At 67.1% G+C, this 18177-nt stretch carries 19 protein-coding genes; 15 read left to right on the top strand and 4 right to left on the bottom strand.

Going from position 1 to position 18177, the window contains the following annotated elements:
• From cyoB to IB268_RS06525, 4 genes are all read left to right on the top strand, one after another.
• Positions 1 to 1977 (top strand): cytochrome o ubiquinol oxidase subunit I, encoded by a 1977-nt coding sequence (gene cyoB / locus IB268_RS06540; RefSeq protein ID WP_054451658.1) that lies wholly within the window; start codon positions 1 to 3, stop codon positions 1975 to 1977.
• A 3-nt stretch (positions 1978 to 1980) separates the two neighbouring features.
• A complete protein-coding gene (cyoC, locus tag IB268_RS06535) occupies positions 1981 to 2595 on the top strand; it encodes a cytochrome o ubiquinol oxidase subunit III (RefSeq protein ID WP_042794897.1) in 615 nt (204 codons plus the stop codon).
• Positions 2595 to 2945, top strand: a complete 351-nt coding sequence (cyoD, locus tag IB268_RS06530; RefSeq protein ID WP_054451659.1) for a cytochrome o ubiquinol oxidase subunit IV — start codon at positions 2595 to 2597, stop codon at positions 2943 to 2945. Before cyoC ends, cyoD begins: the two co-directional genes overlap by 1 nt.
• A gap of 171 nt (positions 2946 to 3116) precedes the next feature.
• Entirely contained in the window at positions 3117 to 3749 is a 633-nt protein-coding gene (locus tag IB268_RS06525; RefSeq protein WP_054451660.1) for a nitrogen fixation protein NifQ, read from the top strand.
• 9 nt (positions 3750 to 3758) lie between these two features.
• Here IB268_RS06525 and IB268_RS06520 read toward each other — a convergent pair whose 3' ends face one another.
• Positions 3759 to 5843, bottom strand: coding sequence for a TonB-dependent receptor (locus IB268_RS06520; RefSeq protein ID WP_192354082.1), 2085 nt, complete (start codon positions 5841 to 5843; stop codon positions 3759 to 3761).
• A 78-nt stretch (positions 5844 to 5921) separates the two neighbouring features.
• On the opposite strand from IB268_RS06520, the gene IB268_RS06515 reads away from it, so the two are divergent.
• The 3 genes from IB268_RS06515 (at position 5922) to IB268_RS06505 (ending at position 7409) form a co-directional block, all read left to right on the top strand.
• The gene (locus tag IB268_RS06515; protein ID WP_059377677.1) at positions 5922 to 6137 is read left to right on the top strand and encodes a SlyX family protein; all 216 of its coding nucleotides are present in this window, start codon (positions 5922 to 5924) and stop codon (positions 6135 to 6137) included.
• Positions 6138 to 6434: 297 nt separating this feature from the next.
• Positions 6435 to 6791: a DUF4148 domain-containing protein gene (locus IB268_RS06510; protein WP_054451663.1), complete on the top strand. Its 357-nt coding sequence runs from the start codon at positions 6435 to 6437 to the stop codon at positions 6789 to 6791.
• Positions 6792 to 7028: 237 nt separating this feature from the next.
• Entirely contained in the window at positions 7029 to 7409 is a 381-nt protein-coding gene (locus tag IB268_RS06505) for a hypothetical protein (protein ID WP_054451664.1), read from the top strand.
• A gap of 112 nt (positions 7410 to 7521) precedes the next feature.
• Here IB268_RS06505 and IB268_RS06500 read toward each other — a convergent pair whose 3' ends face one another.
• Positions 7522 to 9822 carry an NADP-dependent malic enzyme gene (locus IB268_RS06500; RefSeq protein WP_054451665.1) on the bottom strand — a complete coding sequence of 767 codons (2301 nt, stop codon included), beginning with the start codon at positions 9820 to 9822 and terminating at the stop codon, positions 7522 to 7524.
• Between the two features lie 107 nt (positions 9823 to 9929).
• On the opposite strand from IB268_RS06500, the gene IB268_RS06495 reads away from it, so the two are divergent.
• From IB268_RS06495 to IB268_RS06475, 5 genes are all read left to right on the top strand, one after another.
• Positions 9930 to 10898, top strand: coding sequence for a LysR substrate-binding domain-containing protein (locus tag IB268_RS06495; RefSeq protein ID WP_192353995.1), 969 nt, complete (start codon positions 9930 to 9932; stop codon positions 10896 to 10898).
• A gap of 104 nt (positions 10899 to 11002) precedes the next feature.
• Positions 11003 to 11551: a hypothetical protein gene (locus IB268_RS06490; protein WP_119451073.1), complete on the top strand. Its 549-nt coding sequence runs from the start codon at positions 11003 to 11005 to the stop codon at positions 11549 to 11551.
• Complete coding sequence (locus IB268_RS06485) at positions 11548 to 12042, top strand: hypothetical protein (RefSeq protein WP_119451074.1); 495 nt, start codon at positions 11548 to 11550, stop codon at positions 12040 to 12042. The genes IB268_RS06490 and IB268_RS06485 overlap by 4 nt, the downstream gene beginning before the upstream one ends.
• Before the next feature lie 83 nt (positions 12043 to 12125).
• Complete coding sequence (locus tag IB268_RS06480) at positions 12126 to 12932, top strand: AraC family transcriptional regulator (protein ID WP_192353994.1); 807 nt, start codon at positions 12126 to 12128, stop codon at positions 12930 to 12932.
• Between the two features lie 81 nt (positions 12933 to 13013).
• Complete coding sequence (locus tag IB268_RS06475) at positions 13014 to 13964, top strand: DMT family transporter (RefSeq protein ID WP_175160167.1); 951 nt, start codon at positions 13014 to 13016, stop codon at positions 13962 to 13964.
• Here IB268_RS06475 and IB268_RS06470 read toward each other — a convergent pair.
• Positions 13951 to 14433, bottom strand: a complete 483-nt coding sequence (locus IB268_RS06470; RefSeq protein WP_054451670.1) for a MarR family winged helix-turn-helix transcriptional regulator — start codon at positions 14431 to 14433, stop codon at positions 13951 to 13953. The two genes, IB268_RS06475 and IB268_RS06470, sit on opposite strands and share 14 nt — an antisense overlap.
• A 130-nt stretch (positions 14434 to 14563) precedes the next feature.
• Between IB268_RS06470 and IB268_RS06465 the strand changes: the two genes are divergently transcribed.
• Positions 14564 to 15967, top strand: coding sequence for an MATE family efflux transporter (locus tag IB268_RS06465; protein WP_175180714.1), 1404 nt, complete (start codon positions 14564 to 14566; stop codon positions 15965 to 15967).
• Here IB268_RS06465 and IB268_RS06460 read toward each other — a convergent pair.
• Entirely contained in the window at positions 15964 to 16863 is a 900-nt protein-coding gene (locus tag IB268_RS06460; protein ID WP_054451672.1) for a LysR family transcriptional regulator, read from the bottom strand. The genes IB268_RS06465 and IB268_RS06460 overlap by 4 nt on opposite strands.
• A gap of 123 nt (positions 16864 to 16986) precedes the next feature.
• On the opposite strand from IB268_RS06460, the gene IB268_RS06455 reads away from it, so the two are divergent.
• Positions 16987 to 17400, top strand: a complete 414-nt coding sequence (locus tag IB268_RS06455) for a sel1 repeat family protein (RefSeq protein WP_054451673.1) — start codon at positions 16987 to 16989, stop codon at positions 17398 to 17400.
• Entirely contained in the window at positions 17397 to 18167 is a 771-nt protein-coding gene (locus IB268_RS06450) for a sulfite exporter TauE/SafE family protein (protein WP_054451674.1), read from the top strand. The genes IB268_RS06455 and IB268_RS06450 overlap by 4 nt, the downstream gene beginning before the upstream one ends.
• The last annotated feature ends 10 nt before the right edge of the window (positions 18168 to 18177 follow it).

Below are 18177 nucleotides of genomic sequence, written 5' to 3'. Positions count from 1 at the left end.
ATGCTCGGGAAACTCACCCTCGAGGCCATTCCGTACCATGAACCCATCGTCATGGTTACGCTGGCCGCCGTGTGCCTGGGAGGCCTAGCGGTCTTCGGCGCCATCACCTACTTCCAGAAGTGGAAGTACCTCTGGACGGAATGGCTGACCACCGTCGACCACAAGCGCATTGGCGTGATGTACATCATCGTCGCCCTGATCATGCTGCTGCGCGGCTTCGCCGACGCCATCATGATGCGTACCCAGCTGGCGGTCGCATCCGCCGACTCGGCCGGCTTCCTGCCGCCGCATCACTACGACCAGATCTTCACCGCCCACGGCGTCATCATGATTTTCTTCATGGCGATGCCCTTCATCACCGGGCTGATGAACCTCGTGGTGCCGCTGCAGATCGGCGCCCGCGACGTGGCGTACCCGTTCCTGAACTCGCTGAGCTTCTGGCTGTTCGGCGCCGGCGTCGCGCTGATGATGATCTCGCTGTTCGTGGGTGAATTCGCCGCGACCGGCTGGCTCGCCTATCCGCCGCTCTCCGGACTGGACTACAGCCCGAGCGTGGGGGTGGACTACTACATCTGGGCACTGCAGATATCCGGGCTGGGCACCACGCTTAGCGGCATCAACTTCATCGTGACCATCCTGCGCATGCGCGCGCCGGGCATGAGCCTGATGAAGATGCCGATCTTCACCTGGACCTCGCTGGTCACCAACGTCCTGATCGTCGCCGCCTTCCCCGTGCTGGCTGCAACGCTCGCGCTGCTGACGATGGACCGCTACCTGGGCACGCACTTCTTCACGAACGACATGGGCGGCAACGTCATGATGTACGTGAACCTGATCTGGATCTGGGGCCACCCCGAGGTCTACATCCTGGTGCTGCCGGCGTTTGGCGTGTATTCGGAAATCGTCGCCACCTTCGCCCGCAAGACCCTGTTCGGCTACAAGTCCATGGTCTACGCCACGGCCGCCATTGGCGTGCTGTCGTTCCTGGTCTGGCTGCACCACTTCTTCACCATGGGCGCGGGAGCCAACGTCAATGCCTTCTTCGGCATAGCGACAATGATCATCTCGATCCCGACGGGCGCGAAGATCTTCAACTGGCTGTTCACCATCTACCGCGGCCGCCTGCGCATCACCACGCCGGTGCTGTGGACGCTGGGCTTCATGATCGTGTTCGTCATCGGCGGCATGACCGGCGTGATGCTGGCCATCCCCGGCGTGTCCTTCGTGCTGCACAACAGCCTGTTCCTGATCGCCCACTTCCACAACACCATCATCGGTGGCGTGGTGTTCGGCTGCATCGCCGGCATGACCTACTGGTTCCCCAAGGCCTTCGGCTTCAAGCTGAATGAGCGCCTGGGCCGCTACTCGTTCTACTGCTGGTTCGTCGGCTTCTTCCTGGCCTTCATGCCCCTGTACATCCTGGGCTTCAAGGGCATGACGCGTCGCCTGAACCACTACGACAACCCCGAATGGCAGCCGTACCTGCTGGTCGCCCTGGCTGGCGCCGCGCTGATCATGCTGGGCATCTGGTTCCTGCTGCAGCAAGTGTTCGTCTCGATCCGCCAGCGCAAGCAGAACCAGGACATCACGGGCGACCCCTGGGATGGCCGCACGCTGGAATGGGCCATCTCTTCGCCCGCTCCTTTCTACAACTTCGCCCACGTGCCGCACGTTGACTCGCTGGACCAGTTCTGGGAAGACAAGCAGAACGGCAAGGCCTACAAGCGCCCGGCCAAGTACGAAGACATCCACATGCCGAAGAACACCGCCGCCGGCGTATTCATCGGCGCCTTTGGCCTGGTCATGTGCTTCGCGCTGATCTGGCACATCTGGTGGCTGTCCATCGTCGGTTTCGTCGGCATGATCGGTTCGTTCATCGTCCGCGCCTATGACCGCGACGTCGACTACTGGGTCCCGGCCGCGGAAGTCGAACGCATCGAAAACGCTCACTTTGACAAAATGCAGAAGGCCGCCTGAGCCATGATTCAAGCCGTAGCCACTCACCCCCACGCGGGTCACGACGATCACGCGCATCATGACGATGGATCCAAGACCGTATTCGGTTTCTGGGTCTATCTGATGAGCGACTTGCTGATCTTCTCGGTGCTGTTCGCCACGTTCGCGGTGTTGTTCAACGCCACCGCGGGCGGCCCGACGGGCAAGGAACTGTTCGATCTGAAGTTCGTGCTGGTCGAAACGCTGTTGCTGCTGTTCTCCAGCTTCACTTTCGGCATGGCCAACCTGAACGTGCACGCCAACAACAAGAGCCGCGCAATGGGCTGGTTGATGGTGACGTTCCTGTTCGGCGCGGGCTTCATCGCGATGGAAGTCTATGAATTCCATCACCTGATCTCGATCGGCGCCGGCCCGGGCCGTAGCGCGTACCTGTCGGCATTCTTCACGCTGATCGGCACGCACGGCCTGCACGTCACCTTCGGCCTGATCTGGATCATCGTCCTGCTGGACATGATCCGCCGCCATGGCCTGGACTCGATCAACAAGCGTCGTCTGGCGTGCCTGAGCCTGTTCTGGCACTTCCTGGACATCGTCTGGATCTGCGTCTTCACCTTCGTCTATCTCATGGGAGCCATCTGATGTCGCACTCCGCTGCGGCCGCACACGGCCACGACGATCACGCCGCCGACCACGGCAGCCTGAAGTCCTACATCATCGGTTTCGTGCTTTCGCTGCTTCTCACCTTCGGCTCCTTCGGACTGGTGATGAACGGCGGACTGTCCCACGCCATCACCATCGCCGGCGTGGTTGCGCTGTGCGTGCTCCAGTTGCTGGTGCAACTGGTGTACTTCCTGCACATGGGCGCATCGAAGTCGGCCCGCGACAACCTGGCCACGTTTGTCTTCACCGTAATGATCATCGCCATCATCGTCGGCGGTTCGGCATGGGTGCTGTACAACATGAACGTCAACATGGGCCACGCCATGTAATGACGGCTTGCCGTTGAAGCAAAGACAGGCGCCTGCGGGCGCCTGTTTTTTTTTGTGCGCCGGCCTGTGGGGCCAGCCTTGCGGCCAGGCAAGGATTGCGGAGGCATTTCGTTATATATTCAACACCATAACGATTTAATTAACAGTTTAATTACTGCTCCTGGCCCAACCATGCACGTCGTTTCCATCGCCACCGCAGCCCCCCCGGCCGACAGCGCCGGTCCCACCTTGCGGTTCGCCGGCGCGCTGCTGCGCCATGCGCCGCCCGGTCATCCCGACGCGGGATTCTTCGCCACGGTCATCGGCAAGAGCCTGGCCTGCGGGGACCTGGGACGCTGCGGCCTGTCATCCCGGGAACTGGAAGGCCTGATCGCGCGCCTCTTTCCCGGCGCGCTGACGGGCCATGACCCCGCGCTCGCCGCCTTGCGCGAGCAAGCCGCCATCTACCCGGCCCGCGCCATGGATGCGGCTCAAACCGAATTCACGCGTCTGCTGCGCGCGCTGCTGGACACCTGGGCCGCTCCCGGCGCGGGGACCACGCCCTGGGTCAGCAGCGTGCTGACCCACGCCTGTCTGCGGCCCGACCATCTGTGGCGGGACCTGGGTTTGTCCGGCCGCGAGGACGTGACTTTCCTGCTGGCGCGCCACTATCCGGGACTGGTGGTGCGCAATGTACGCAACCTGCGCTGGAAGCAGTTCCTGGCCTATTCCGCCTGTGAACAGGCGGGCCTGCCGCCGGCCGCCGCACCGGGCTGTCCGGCCTGCGAGGACCATGGCATCTGCTATCCGGAAATGCCCGACTGAAGTCCGGCTTCAGAACCGGTACGTCGCGCCCAGGCCCGCTCCCAGGCTGCGCCCTGCCGCCGGTTCGTAGTAGCGCCCATTGGTCTCGTTGACGATCACGGAGCCGGCGTAGCGGCGGTCGAACAGGTTGTCCACGCGCCCATAGGCGTTCAGTTCCCAGGGCCCCGCCTTGAACACATAGCCCGCGCTCAATGCGGCCACGAAGTAGGCGGGCGCATCGCCGTCGTTGGCGTCGTTCACGTAGATCTTGCTGAGGAAACGCCCTTCCACCGTGGCCTGCCAGCCCTCGGGCGGCGCCCAGGCCAGCGAGGCGAAGGCGGCCTGGGCTGCGATGCCGGGGATCTTGTTGCCGGCGCGGATGTCGCCGGGTCCGTCATCGGCGTAACGCGCATTCAGCCATGTATAGGCGAACTGCGCACGGCCGTGACGGGCGAATTCGCCGGACCAACCCAGTTCCACGCCGTCGCGCCGCGTGCGGCCGGCGTTCTGGTACGTGGTTCTTCCGCCCGAGCTGCCCGCGGACACGATTTCATCGTCGGTGCCGGTATGGAACACCGCGGCCGTCAGCAGGCCGCCAGCCAGGTTGGCCTTTACGCCCGCTTCCAGGTTGGTGCTGAGCGCGGGCGCCAGCCCGAAATTCAGGCCGGGCTGGCCGCCGGGCCGATACGAGATCTCGTTGAGCGTCGGCGTCTCGAAGCCCCGGCCATATGAAGCGTAGAAGCTCAGGTCGGCGTTCGGCGCATAGCGGATGGCCGCCACCGGCAATGCCTTGCGATAGCGCGCGTCGCCGCTGTCGTCGGCATTGCCCGGCGCGATGTAGTGGTCGCTGGAATCGAAGCTGACGGTGCTATAGCGCAGGCCCGCATCCAGCGTCCAGCGTTGCGACACCTGCCAGGAAGCCTGCAGATAAGGATCGGCGTTGTAGACGGTATTGGTTTCGTCGCGCCGCAGCGCCCCCTGCACGCCCAGTTGGCGGCTGGCGCCCGTGCCGGTGTAGTTCTGGTAGCCCTTGCGGTCTTCGCGCATGGAATCGTAGGCAAAGCCGCCGATCAGGGTCAGCGGCCGGCCTGCCACCGCCAGCTCGGAGGTCCAGCGCAGGTCCGCGCCGCCGTACTGGCGCTTCAGGTCGATGACCCCGCCGGCCTGGGTGGGCGCCATCTGCGCGGCAGGGGGAATCGCCTGGTACTGCGTGGTATCGCGCTGGCCGTAATAGACCATCACCCGCAAGCTATTGCGGCTATCGACCTGGCGCTCGTAGATCGCGCCGCCCTGGGTCTGCCTGACCGTCTTGCGGGTGTCGTACTGCTCGGCCAGCGGCGCCGCGCGCGGGTCGTCCTGGAACTGTTGATAGGTCAGGCCCAGCGGATCCTGCGCCTTGAGGTCCACGCTGTTGGCCACGAGGGTCAGCCGGCTGGCGTCGTCCAGCTGCAGGCCAAGCTTGGCGTTGCCCAGGTTCTTGCGGGCGGCGCTGTGGTCGCGGTAGCCGTCGGTGGTGAAGCGGGTCAGGTCCAGCACGTAGTCCAGTCCGCCGCTGGCGCCATTGGCGCGGGCGCCGTAGCGCCAGGTGCCATAGCTGGCGCCCCAGCCGCTGGCCGTGAGCGACGGCGGCGCCACGCCATCCTCGGTCGACACCTGGATCACGCCGCCCGAGGAATTGCCGTACAGCGCTGAAAACGGCCCCCGCAGCACTTCGACGCTGCCGATGGAGCCTATGTCGATGTTCGAGGTCTGTCCCTGGCCGTCCGGCATGGTGGCCGGAATGCCGTCCACGTACAGCCGCACGCCGCGCACGCCGAAGGTGGAACGCGCGCCAAAGCCGCGGCTGGAGATCTGCAAATCCTGAGCGTAGTTCTGGCGGTTCTGGATCTGCAGGCCGGGCACGCCGGCCAGGCCCTCCGACAGGTTGACGCCCGGCTGCTGCAGGCGCATGGCCGCGCCCTCCACCACATTGACCGAAGCGGGCGTGTCCAGCACCGCGGTGCCCAGGCGCGTGCCGGTCACCACTACCGCAGGCAAGAGCGGCTCAGCCTCCTGGGCCCAGGCAGTTCCGGCCGGAAACGACGCCAGCAGGCCATGCACGGCCCAATGCCCCACGCCCGTACGCCACCATCGCCGCTGCGTCAAACACGCCTCCTGTAGGGGCCGCGGCGGGAATCGGTTCTAATACCCGCCATGGATAACTTGCAAGACATCGAACGCCGCCTGCTGGAGCTGGAGGTCAAGGCCAGCTTCTCGGACGACATGCTGGAACAGCTCAACCAGATCATCGTGCGCCAGCAACAGCAGATAGACCGGCTGATGCGCGAAGTGGCCGACCTGCGACAGCAGGCGCCCGAGGGCGGCGCGCCCTTCCGCAGCCTGCGCGACGAAATACCGCCGCACTACTGACGCTGCGCCTGCGGTACTGGCGGCGCATCCACGCTGCCCTTCTCTCCAAGCCCCCAAACCGCATGGAATCGCCGTATTCCAGGCTTGCGCACGCCTGATAGTCCGTCCCCAGTTCCATCAATGGAAAATATATCCTAAGAAATTCGCTATCTTTCCACTGATGGGAATATCTTTTACCAATATACGGGTTTATCCCTAGTCCGATTCAGCGCACTATTGAGCCATCGGGAAACAGCAACGAACCAGACGGATAGGCCGCCGATTCGCTCCCAAAGCTCTTGAAATCGGAGATTTACCATGAAGACCCTCGCTACCGCTTTGATGATGTCCCTGGCCGCGCTAAGCGCCGGCGCCTACGCCGCCTCGCCCAACATCGAACCCAACAACGTCCCGTTCCAAGGCGTCTACGGCACCCCTTATGAAGGCCCGACCCGCGCCCAGGTGCAGGCTGAACTGGCCGCCGCCAAGGCTGCCGGCCAGATGGCTGAAGTGGAACCGAACAACGTGCCTTTCCAAGGCGTCTACGGCACGCCCCACACCGGCAAGACCCGCGCTGAAGTGCGCGCCGAACTGGCCGCCGCCCGCGCCGCCGGCCAGATGGCCGATGTGGAACCGAACAACGTGCCCTTCCAAGGCGTCTACCACGGCAACTAAGCGCACGCAGATTTACCCCTCCCCTTGTTGTACCTTGGCCGCCAGTGTCTGGCGGCTTTTTTTCGCCTGTGCGGAAAGCGCCGGCCGCGCTTCATGTGGCGGGACGCTCCGGGCTCAAGTGTGGCCCAAGGGTAAAAACCGCGAGTTTCAACGCCCCCCGCAAAGCACTGTTCCATCCGTTCGCGTACTATCGCCCCAAGATCAGGCATAACACTACGACTCAACAGGGAGCCCATCTTGAAACACACCCGCGTTCTCGCCTCTTTGCTGGTGGCTTGCGGCATCGCCGCGCCGGCCTTTGCCGCGCCTCCGGTGATGCTGAACAATGCCATCATCACGCAGATCCCCAAGGCCGATCAGCCCTCCTTCCATGAAGCCGTGGCACAGTCGCTGAACAGCTCGGCCGACGGCCAGCGCACCCAGTGGAGCAGCACGCACCAGCCGCGCAAGGCGCCTCCCATCACGGTGCAGCTGACCCCCACGCAAACCAGCAAGGTCAAGGACGACCGCGTCTGCCGCTTCCTGGTTGGAGATTTCGCCCGCGGCGCCACCACGGAAAAATGGCAGTTCTGGTTCTGCAAGCAGCCGGACGGCACCTGGAAGGCCAGCAGCAACTAAGCGCGCCGGATTCCAGCGCCCGAGCGCAAAAAAAACGCGCCGCTCCATCCCGGGATGGAGCGGCGCGTTTTTTCTCGCCTTGTCTGCGCGCCGCAACGGCGCGCAAGCAGGATCAGGCCGAGGCTTCGACGCGGTTGGCGTCCAGCACGGTCATCGCGGTCATGTTGATGATGCGGCGCACGGTGGAGCTGGAGGTCAGGATGTGCACCGGCGCGTTGGCGCCCAGCAGGAACGGACCCACTGCAACGTTGCCGCCTGCGGCGGTCTTCAACAGGTTGTAGGCGATGTTGCCCGAGTCCACGTTCGGGCACACCAGCAGGTTGGCCTCGCCCTTGAGCGAAGACGAAGGCAGGATGCGCATGCGCAGCGCTTCGTCCAGCGCGCAGTCGCCGTGCATTTCGCCGTCGATCTCGAGTTCCGGCGCGGCCTGGCGCACCAGTTCCAGCGCGCGGCGCATCTTCGCGCCCGAGGCCGAACTGCCCGAACCGAAATTCGAGCGCGACAGCAGCGCGACCTTGGGCGCCAGGTTCATGCGGGCCATTTCCTGCGCCGCCATCACCGTGAACTCGGCGATCTGTTCGGCCGACGGTTCATCGTTGACGTGCGTGTCCACCAGCACCACCGTGCGCTCGTTGAGCAGCAGGATGTTCATGGCGGCATACACGTTGTGGCCGGGACGGCGGCCGATGACCTCGTCCACGAAGCGCAGGTGGTCGTGGTACGCGCCCACCGTGCCGCAGACCATGCCGTCGGCGTCGCCCAGGTGCACCATCATCGCGCCGATCAGGGTCAGGCGGCGGCGCATTTCCACACGCGCCATTTCCTTGGTGATGCCGCGACGGCACATCAGTTCCCAGTACGTGGTCCAGTACTGGTGGAAGCGTTCGTCATATTCCGGGTTGGTGACTTCGACGTCCTCGCCCAGGCGCAGGCGCAGGCCGAACTTCTCGATGCGCGACAGCAGGACCGCGGGACGGCCCACCAGGATGGGACGGGCCAGGCCTTCATCGACGATCACCTGCACCGCGCGCAGCACGCGCTCGTCTTCGCCTTCCGTGAACACGATGCGAGACTTGCCGCCTTCGCGCACGATGCGCTTGGCCGCCGAGAACAGCGGCTTCATGAAGGCGCCCGAGTGGTACACGAACTGCTGCAGCTGCTCTTCGTAGGCTTCCAGGTCCGCCAGCGGACGCGTCGCCACGCCGCCTTCCATCGCGGCCTTGGCCACCGCCGGCGCAATGCGCACGATCAGGCGCGGATCGAAAGGCTTGGGGATCAGGTATTCAGGGCCGAACGAAATGTCGTAGGTGCCATAGGCCGCCGCCACGACTTCGTTCTGCTCTTCTTCCGCCAGCTCGGCGATGGCGTACACCGCCGCCTTTTCCATTTCACGGGTGATGGTGGTGGCGCCCACATCCAGCGCGCCGCGGAAAATGTACGGGAAGCACAGCACGTTGTTGACCTGGTTCGGATAGTCCGAACGGCCGGTCGCCATGACCACGTCGTCGCGCACCGACTGCGCCACTTCCGGCAGGATCTCGGGCGTGGGGTTGGCCAGCGCCAGGATCAGCGGACGCGGACCCATGGCCGCGACCATTTCGGGCTTGAGCACGCCGCCCGCCGACAGGCCCAGGAACACGTCGGCGCCCTGGATCACTTCGGCCAGCTTGCGGGCGTCGGTCTTTTGCGCGAAGCGCGCCTTGTCCGGATCCATCAGCACCGTGCGGCCTTCATAGACCACGCCTTCGATGTCGGTGACCCAGACGTTTTCCAGCGGCAGGCCCAGGTCCACCATCAGGTCCAGGCAGGCCAGCGCGGCCGCGCCTGCGCCCGAGGTCACCACCTTGACCTGCTTGATGTCCTTGCCCACGACCTTCAGGCCGTTAATGAAGGCGGCCGAAACGGTGATGGCCGTGCCGTGCTGGTCGTCGTGGAAGACGGGAATCTTCATGCGCTCGCGCAGCTTGCGCTCGACCGTGAAGCACTCCGGCGCCTTGATGTCTTCGAGGTTGATGCCGCCGAAGGTGGCTTCCAGGCCCGCGATGATCTCGACCAGTTTGTCCGGGTCGGTCTCGTTGATTTCGATGTCGTACACGTCCAGGCCGGCGAACTTCTTGAACAGCACCGCCTTGCCTTCCATCACCGGCTTGGAGGCCAGCGCGCCGATGTTGCCCAGGCCCAGCACCGCGGTGCCGTTGGTGATCACGCCCACCAGGTTGCCGCGGCCGGTGTACCGGTACACATTGGCCGGATCGGCCACGATTTCTTCACAGGCCGCCGCCACGCCAGGCGAGTACGCCAGGGCCAGGTCGCGCTGGTTGACCAGCGGCTTGGACGCCACGACGGAGATCTTCCCCGGGGTGGGGAACTCGTGATAGTCCAGTGCTGCCTGGCGATCCGATTGCGTATTCATGGGGCTGAGCCTCCTAGTCTTGATATAGGAAAAATTCTAGGCTCCAATACATAAGCAGATCATTCAACTTTAATATCGTCCCATAATCTTTACCTTATGCATCGCCTATGACAGCCTTTGATCCGGACCTGGTTATCCGGAAACTGACCTCGCGGCTGAAGATGCGCCACCTGGTGCTGCTGCTGCAGATCGAGCAGCACGGCTCGCTGACCCGGGTGGCCGAGCACATGGCCACCAGCCAGCCAGCCGTGACCAATGCCCTGGCCGAACTGGAAAGCATGTTCGACGTGCCCCTGTTCGAACGCTCGGTGCGCGGCATGACGCCCACTCCGCTGGGCGCGGCGGTGCTGGCCCGCGCCCGCGCCCTGGTCCACGACCTGGGGCATCTGGTCCAGGAAATGGAGGCCGTGGCGGCCGGCCACGCCGCCCATTTGCACATCGGCGTCATCCCCTTCGTGTCCGGCCAGATGCTGTCGTCCGCCATCAGCCGCACCCTGCCCCAAGGCCGCCGCATCACCGCCACCATCCACGAAGGCCAGGGGCCGGCGCTGCTGCGCCAGCTGCGCGACCATACGCTGGACATGGTGGTGGGCTGGGCCACTCCCTCGGTGGACATGGACAACCTGGGCTTCGAGGTGCTGTACCACCAGCAGCCGCGCCTGATCGCCAGCCGCAGATTGGCGGCCCGCCTGGGCCGCTCGCGGCTGGAATGGAACCGGCTGGCCGACCTGGACTGGATCCTGGGCACGCCGGACAGCCCGATCCGCGAACAGGTGTCCGAGATCTTCCTGCGCGCCGGGCTGGCGCCCCCGACGCCGTCGGTGCAAAGCGACTCGTCCAAGCTGATCGGCGAAATGATCGTGGCCAGCGACCGCGCCGTCGCCATCCTGCCCGCAGACATCGCCGACGAGCTGGTGCGCATCGCCGGCGCCGCCATCGTGCCGTATTCCTTCGACTGGACCCTGCCGCCGATCGCGCTGTTCACGCGCGCCGAGGGCCTGCGCCGCAACGTCGACGCGCTGTTCGCCGCCGCGCTGCGCGAGGCCTACACCAAGGGCGCGCGCCTGCCCGCCTGATCCGCGCGGCAGGAAAATTGCCAACAAATGCAAATACGCTCGCGCCGCGGCGGCGCGCCCTCCTATACTTCCCGCGCCAAGCAACAAGCAGGAGGGCACGCAGTTTGTTCACACTTCCGCCTATCAACCCGGGCCGCGGCGCAATCGCCCTCCTCACCCTCGCCGCGCTTGCCGGATTGTCCGGCTGCAATTCGCTGCTGAACGAAGGCACGGGCGCCGCGGCCGGTATCGCCGGCACCGCCATCGCCAACAAGGTCACTGACAACGCCACCGTCGCCACCGGCATCGGCCTGGGCGTGCAGGCCGGCGCCAAGGCCGCGCTGGCCTACGCCCAGCGCAAGACGCGCGGCGAAGAACAGGACGCCATCGCCATGGCCGCCGGTCCGCTGGCGGTGGGCAAGGTGGCCAACTGGCAGGTCAAGCACCAGCTGCCCATCGAAAGCGACGCGCAGGGCCAGGTCACGGTCAGCCGGCTGATCGGCGGCGTGAACCTGGAATGCAAGGAAGTGGTCTTCTCCATAGACACGCCGGCCGACAAGGCTGGCGCCGATCCGCAACGCGAGTTCTACGTCACCACCGTGTGCCGGGACGGCGAGCACTGGCGCTGGGCCAGCGCCGAGCCCGCCACGGCCCGCTGGGGCTCGCTGCAGTGAGGCGCGCCGCAAGCCTGCTGGCGCTGGCCGCCTGCCTGGGCCTGGCCGGCTGCCAGAGCTCCTCGATCGGCGGCGCGGCGGGCGCCGTGGTCGGCACCGTCAGCGGCGCAGCCACCGCCAATCCGGTGGCGGGCTACGCCATTGGCGTCACGGTCCAGGCGGCGGTGGATGCCACGGTGAAATACGTGCTGCGCGAGTGGAAGAACGACCAGCAGAACGTCATGGCCAACGCGGCGGGCGCCCTGCCCATCGGCCAGGTGCGCCAGTGGGAAATCCGCCAACCGCTGTCCATAGGCAACGAGCGCGGCGGCATCCAGGTGGTGCGCGACATCGCCACGCCGCTGACCCATTGCCGCGAGGTGCTGTTCACGGTGGAGCAGAAGGACGCGCCCGCACCCGCCTACTCCAGCATGATCTGCCAGCAGCCTGGCGGCCAGTGGAAGTGGGCCGCGGCCGAGCCCGCGGTGGCCCGCTGGAACGGGCTGCAATAGCCTGAGCGCCGGGCCGCTGGCCTCTTGATCGCGCCGGGGCGGGCGGGTGATACTGCCTGCAAGCCCCTTGCCCCAGACTCCCCATGAACTCAGGCCAGTTCGTCATGCAGCGCAGCGCCCTCGCCGGCGTGCAGGCCGTGGCCGCGCACAGCCGGCATGCGTTCGCGCGCCACACGCACGAGCAGTTCGGCATCGGCGTCATGCGCCAGGGCGCCCAGGTCTCGCATAGCGGCCGCGGCCAGGTCGAGGCCGGCCCCGGCCACGTCATCACGGTGAACCCCGGCGAAGTGCATGACGGCGCCCCCATCGGCAATGGCGAACGCGCCTGGCAGATGCTGTATCTGGACCCCGATGTGGTGGCACAGGCCGCAGCCGAACTGGACGCAAGCGGCCTCGGCTACGAATTCGAGCACCCAGCACAGGACCGCCCCGCGCTGGCGCGCGACGTGCTGGCGCTGTATGCCCAGGCCACTGCCGGCGCGGCGCCGCTGGCCTGCGATGCGCTGCTGCTGCGCATCCTGGCGCAGGCGCGCGACCGCGATGCCGAGCGTCTGGCCCGGCCCGCGCGCGCCGCCCCAGACGCCATCCGCCATGCCCGCGCGCTGATCGACGACGACCCGGCGGCCTCGCTGTCGCTGGCCGACCTGGCCGCGGCCAGTGGCCTGAGCCGCTACCAGGTGCTGCGGGCGTTCGCCCGCGACACCGGCCTCACGCCCCACGCCTACCAGGTGCAGCGACGCCTGCTGCTGGCGCGCAGCCTGATCCGGCAAGGCTCGGCCCTGGCCGATGCCGCGGCCGCGGTCGGCTTTGCCGACCAGAGCCACATGACCCGGCTGTTCGTGCGCGCCTACGGCGTATCGCCGCGCCGCTACGCGCTGGCCGCGGGCTGAGCCCTGCAATTTCGTTCAAGACCCGGCCGCGCCCGGCCGCTTAGCCTGGGCGCCTCTCTCTGAACAGGCGTGGGTCGGGTAATGAACAATCGGATGCAGGGCTATTGCTATCTGGCGGCCGCCATGGCGCTGGTGGGCAGCACGGTAGCCGCCAGCAAGATCATCGGCACGGGCTTGCCGCCCTTCACCGCGACGGCCTTGCGCTTCGCCATCGCACTGCCCTGCTTCGCCCTGCTGATGGCGTTGACCGGCGCGCGCCTGCCGCGGCTGGCGCCGCGCGACTGGCTGCTGCTGGCCGTCCAGGCCATCGCCGGCAGCGTCGGCTACACCGCGCTGCTGATCGCCGGGCTGCAGCGTGCGTCGGCGGTGGACGGCGGCATCATCCTGGGCACCTTGCCGCTGGTCTCGGCTGCCATCGCCATCCTGCTGCTGGGCGAACGCCCGGGCAAGGCCACACTGGCCGCCATCGTCGCCGCGGCCTTCGGCGTCTGGCTGATGATGCGCCATTCGGCCGGTCAAGGCGGCGCGCGCTCGCTGGCGGGCAACGCGCTGATCCTGGGCGCGGTGCTGTGCGAAGGATTATTCATCCTGTTGAACAAGCGGCTGCGCCAGCCGGTGGCGCCGCTGGCGCTATCGACGCTCATGACGGGCTTTGGCCTGGCATTCTCGGCCGTGGCATGCGTGGCGGAAGCGCCGTGGGATCTGAACTTGCCCGCTTCGGCGGTGGCCGCGGTGGCCTACTACGCGCTGGTGCCCACCGTGGGCGGCTTCCTGCTCTGGTATGCGGGCGCGGCCCGCGTCAACGGCGCCGAAGCCGCCTTGTTCACCGCGCTGGCGCCGGTATCGGCGGTAGCGCTGGCCGCCGGACTGCTGGGCGAATCCTTGGCTCCCGCGCAGCTGGCCGGCATGGCTTGCGTGCTGGGCGCGGTGCTGGCGCTGGGCGGGTCCGGGCTGCGCTCGCGCGGCCAGCGGCTACCCGCCGGACCCGCAGCCGCTGCCGACGACGCCCCCAGCGGCCCTAGCCGCGGCTGAAGGCCAGCGCAAACTCGTCGGAAAAAATATCGGCCAGCGAGCGCCGCAACGCGGCGGCGCGTTCGGCCCCGTAGGCCGCCTCGAAGCGGCGCTGCGCGTCTTTCCACAGACGCTTGGACTCCGCCAGCTTGGCGCGTCCCGCGTCAGTCAACGCCACGCGGCGGCTGCGCCCGTCCAGCGGGTCGCGCGACATCTGCACGTAGCCGTCGCGCTCCAGCGGCTTGAGATTGTGCGCCAGCGCCGACCGGTCCAGCACCATGTTGCGCGCCAGGTCGGTCATCGACGGCGTGCCCGCGCGCGCGATATGCACCAGGATGGAATGCTGCGACACCTTCAGGCCGCAGGGAGCCAGCACCGTGTCGTACAACTGCGAAACGCGCCGGGTCGCCTTGCGCAGCGCCGCGCCGTTGCAGATGAGCGGATCGGGTGCAACGGAAGCGGCGGAAACGGAAGGCTGTTCGTCGGGCATGGCAGGCGCAAGAAGTAGAGGACGGCGAGGACTCAACGCTACCGCCGGCGTGGAATCGAGTCTAGCGCAATCTTGACTTTTATTGGCATATGCACGTAAATATTCGAACGCCACCCAAGGGTTCCTTCCCATGTCCGCGCCACCGCCGCCCCGTCCCGCCAATGCGCGCCTGCAGGCCATGCTGCATGCGCCCATCGCCCCCACGCTGGCGCGCCTGGCGTGGCCGAACATCCTGATGATGCTGGCGCAGTCCTCCACCGGATTGATCGAGACCTGGTTCCTGGCGCGCTTGGGCACGCCGGTGCTGGCGGGCGTGGCATTGGTGGTGCCGGTGCTGATGCTGATGCAGAACATGTCGCAAGGCGCGATGGGCGGCGGCATCTCGGCCGCGGTCGCAAGATCGCTGGGCGGCGGCCGGCAGCGCGAGGCGGACCAGTTGGTGCTGCACGCCGTGGTGCTCAACGGCCTGCTGGGCCTGGCGTTTTGCGCACTGCTGCTGCTTGGCGGCCCGTGGCTTTACCGCGCGCTGGGCGCCGAGGGAGAGGCGCTAGAGGCCGCCCTGGCCTATTCCGACGTCATCTTCGGCGGCATCGTCCTGATGTGGCTGATGAACGCGTTCGCCAGCGCCATCCGCGGCACGGGCAACATGCTGGTGCCTGGCGCCGTGATCTGCGGCGGCGCCCTGCTGCTGATCCCGCTGTCTCCGTGCCTGATCTTCGGCTGGGGGCCTTTTCCCGCGCTGGGCGTGGCCGGCGGCGGCTGGGCGCTGGTGATCTACTACGCCCTGGGCGCGCTGATCCTGGGCCTGTACTGCGCCAGCGGACGCAACGCGGCGCGGCTGGTGCCCAGCCGCCTCTATCCGGGCCTGATGCGCAATATCCTCAGCGTGGGCGCCCTGGCCACCATCAATCCCCTCCTGACCAACGCCCTGGTGGCGCTGACGGCGGCCCTGGTCGGCGCCTATGCCGGCACCGCAGCGGTCGCCGGCTATGGCATCGCCGTGCGCCTGGAGTACCTGCTGATGCCCATCGCCTTCGGCTTGGGCGCGCCCATGGTGGCAATGGTGGGGTCCAACATCGGCGCGGGCCAGCCCGAACGCGCGCTGCGCATCGCCCTGACCGGCGGCGCGATGGCCTTTGTGCTGGCGGAGGCCATCGGACTGGCGGCGGCGTTCTTCCCCGAGGCCTGGCTGCGCCTGTTCGGCGCGCAGGACCATATGCTGGAAGCCGGCGCCAGCTATCTGCGCACCGTCGGTCCGGTCTACGGCTTCTTCGCCCTGGGTTTCTCGATGTACTTCGCTTCGCAGGGCGCCGGCCGCCTGAAATGGCCGCTGATCGCGGGATTCCTGCGTCTGCTGCTAGGCATCGGCGCCGGCGCCATTGCCTTGCGCCTGACGGGATCGCTGAGCCTGTTCTTCGCCATCGCGGCGCTGGCGATGTGCGTCTATGGCCTGGTCATCCTGGGCGCCGTCGCGTCGGGCTCCTGGTTCGACCGCCCGGTCCAGGGCTGGCGCCGGCTGTTCGCGCGCTCCTAGCGGTCCGGGCGCGCAGGCGCGTCGCGCAGCGCGTATTCCACCAGCGCTGCCGCGTAGGCCGGCAGCGTATCGCGCACGCATAGCACCAGGTCGCGCGCGGCCCAATCGTCGGCCAACGCCACGCGCCGCACGCCCGCGGCCCGGCCATAACGCGCCGCCGCCACGCGCGGCACGATGGCAATGCCCACACCCTGCCCCACCATGCGGCACACGGCATCGAAACTGCGCAGCCGCACGCGGTACGACAAGGCCTTGCCGCCACGCCGCGCGTGATGGGCGATGTGTTCCTGCAAGGCGCTGCCCTCGACCAGCCCGACGAATTCCTGATCGGCCACGTCGGCCAGCAGCACCGACTGACGGCCGGCCAGCGCGTGGTCCGGCGGCACGATCAACGTCAGGGGATCATGCCGGAAGGTCTGCGTATGCAGGCCGTGCAGATCGGCCGAATCGGCCAGCACGCCGATGTCGCAGGCGCCTGCCCGCAACGCGTCGGCGATCTCGTGGCTCAAGCGTTCTTCCAGGTCCACCGAGACGCGGGGATGGTCCTTGAGAAATGCGCCCAGCACCGGCGGCAGGTATTCGCTCAGGGCCGTGGTGTTGCACAGCACGCGCACCAACCCTTTCAGCCCCAGGCCGTAATGGTCCAGCTCGCCGCGCATGCGATCCATCTGCGCCAGCACCACGCGCGCATGGTGCGCCAGCGTGCGGCCCGCCGGCGTGGGCTCGACCCCGCGCGGCTCGCGCAGCAGCAGCGGCACGCCCAGCGTGTCCTCCATGCCGCGGATACGTTCGCTGGCCGATGCCAACGTCATGTGGGAGCGCTTGGCCCCCGCGGTGATGGAGCCGGTTTCCTGTACGTTGAGGAACAGCCGCAGATCGGTGAGATCGAATCGCATGCAAAAAGCGTAGCACGGCAAGCCTCAGGCTGTGCCATAGGACAACTACGCGAGATCCCGATACAAGATCCAAGGCGCTGCGGATGACAATGAACTCCCGCCCTTCCAATCCAGGGAAATTCCATGAAAACCATCATATCGCGGCGCCCCCGGGTCCATTGGCCCGCTCTTGCCCTGCTGGCCCTGAGCCTGCAAGGCTCAGGTTTGGCCGTAGCCGCCAGCCTGGACCCTCACACCACGCCAGCGCAGAAATACGCGCTGGCGTTGGAAGCCCAGACCCAGGGCGACTATGCCGCCATGACGCAGTGGCTGCGCGCGGCCGCCAGCGACGGCCACGCGCCCGCGCAGCGCATGCTGGGCATCGCCCTGCTGGGCGGCCCGACGCTCTACGGTGAGTCCCTGCGCGCCGACCTGTGCGAGGGACGGCGGTGGCTGCTGCGCGCCGCCCGCCAGGACGGCAAGGGCGCGGACGACGTCGCCTACGCCCTGTTCGGCCGTCCGCGCGACGGCCTCACCGTCCGCTGCGAGCCCGCATGAACCTCCTGGACCTGTTTCCCGGCGGCACGCCCGTGCTGCTTGCCGTCACCGTATCGGTGTTCATCCTGGCCGGCGTGGTCAAGGGCGTCGTGGGGCTGGGACTGCCCACCATCTCCATGGCCATGCTGGCGCTGGTCATGGCTCCCGCCCAGGCCGCGGCATTGCTGATCGTGCCCTCCCTCATCACCAACCTCTGGCAGGCCCGGCCTTGGGTCACGCTGCCCCAGGTGCTGCGCCGCATCGGCGCGATGCAGGCCGGCGTCTGCGCGGGCACGATAGGCGGCGCGTTGTGGCTGGGTCCGCCTTCGGGACACTGGGCCAGCGTGTGCCTGGGGCTGGCCCTGGTGGCCTATGCCGCCTGGGGCCTGTTCGGCTCGCCGCCCAGGGCGCCGCAGCGCCATCAAGGGCTGGTGGGCGTATCGGTCGGCGCCATTACCGGGGTCATCACCGCGGCGACCGGCGTGTTCGTCATCCCCGCGGTGCCTTATCTGCAAGCCCTGAACCTGGGCAAGGACGGCCTGATCCAGGCCATGGGCATCTCGTTCACGGTGTCCACCGTGGCGTTGGCGATCGGCCTGGGCGTCACCGGCGGCTACACGCCCGAAGCCGCCGGCGCGTCCCTGCTGATGTTGCTGCCGGCGCTGGCCGGCATGGCGCTGGGCACATGGCTGCGCGGCAGGATGTCGGCGCAGGCCTTCAAGCGCTGCTTCATGGTGAGCCTGGCGCTGTTGGGCGCCTACCAGGCGGTGCAGGGCTGGACGGCCTGAGCCCGGCTCT

This window comes from Achromobacter sp. ACM01 (assembly GCF_014851745.1).
Classification (GTDB): Bacteria; Pseudomonadota; Gammaproteobacteria; order Burkholderiales; family Burkholderiaceae_B; genus Achromobacter; species Achromobacter aegrifaciens.
Note: the sequence above shows the minus strand (reverse complement) of the source record. Positions and strands in the feature narration are given on the sequence as shown.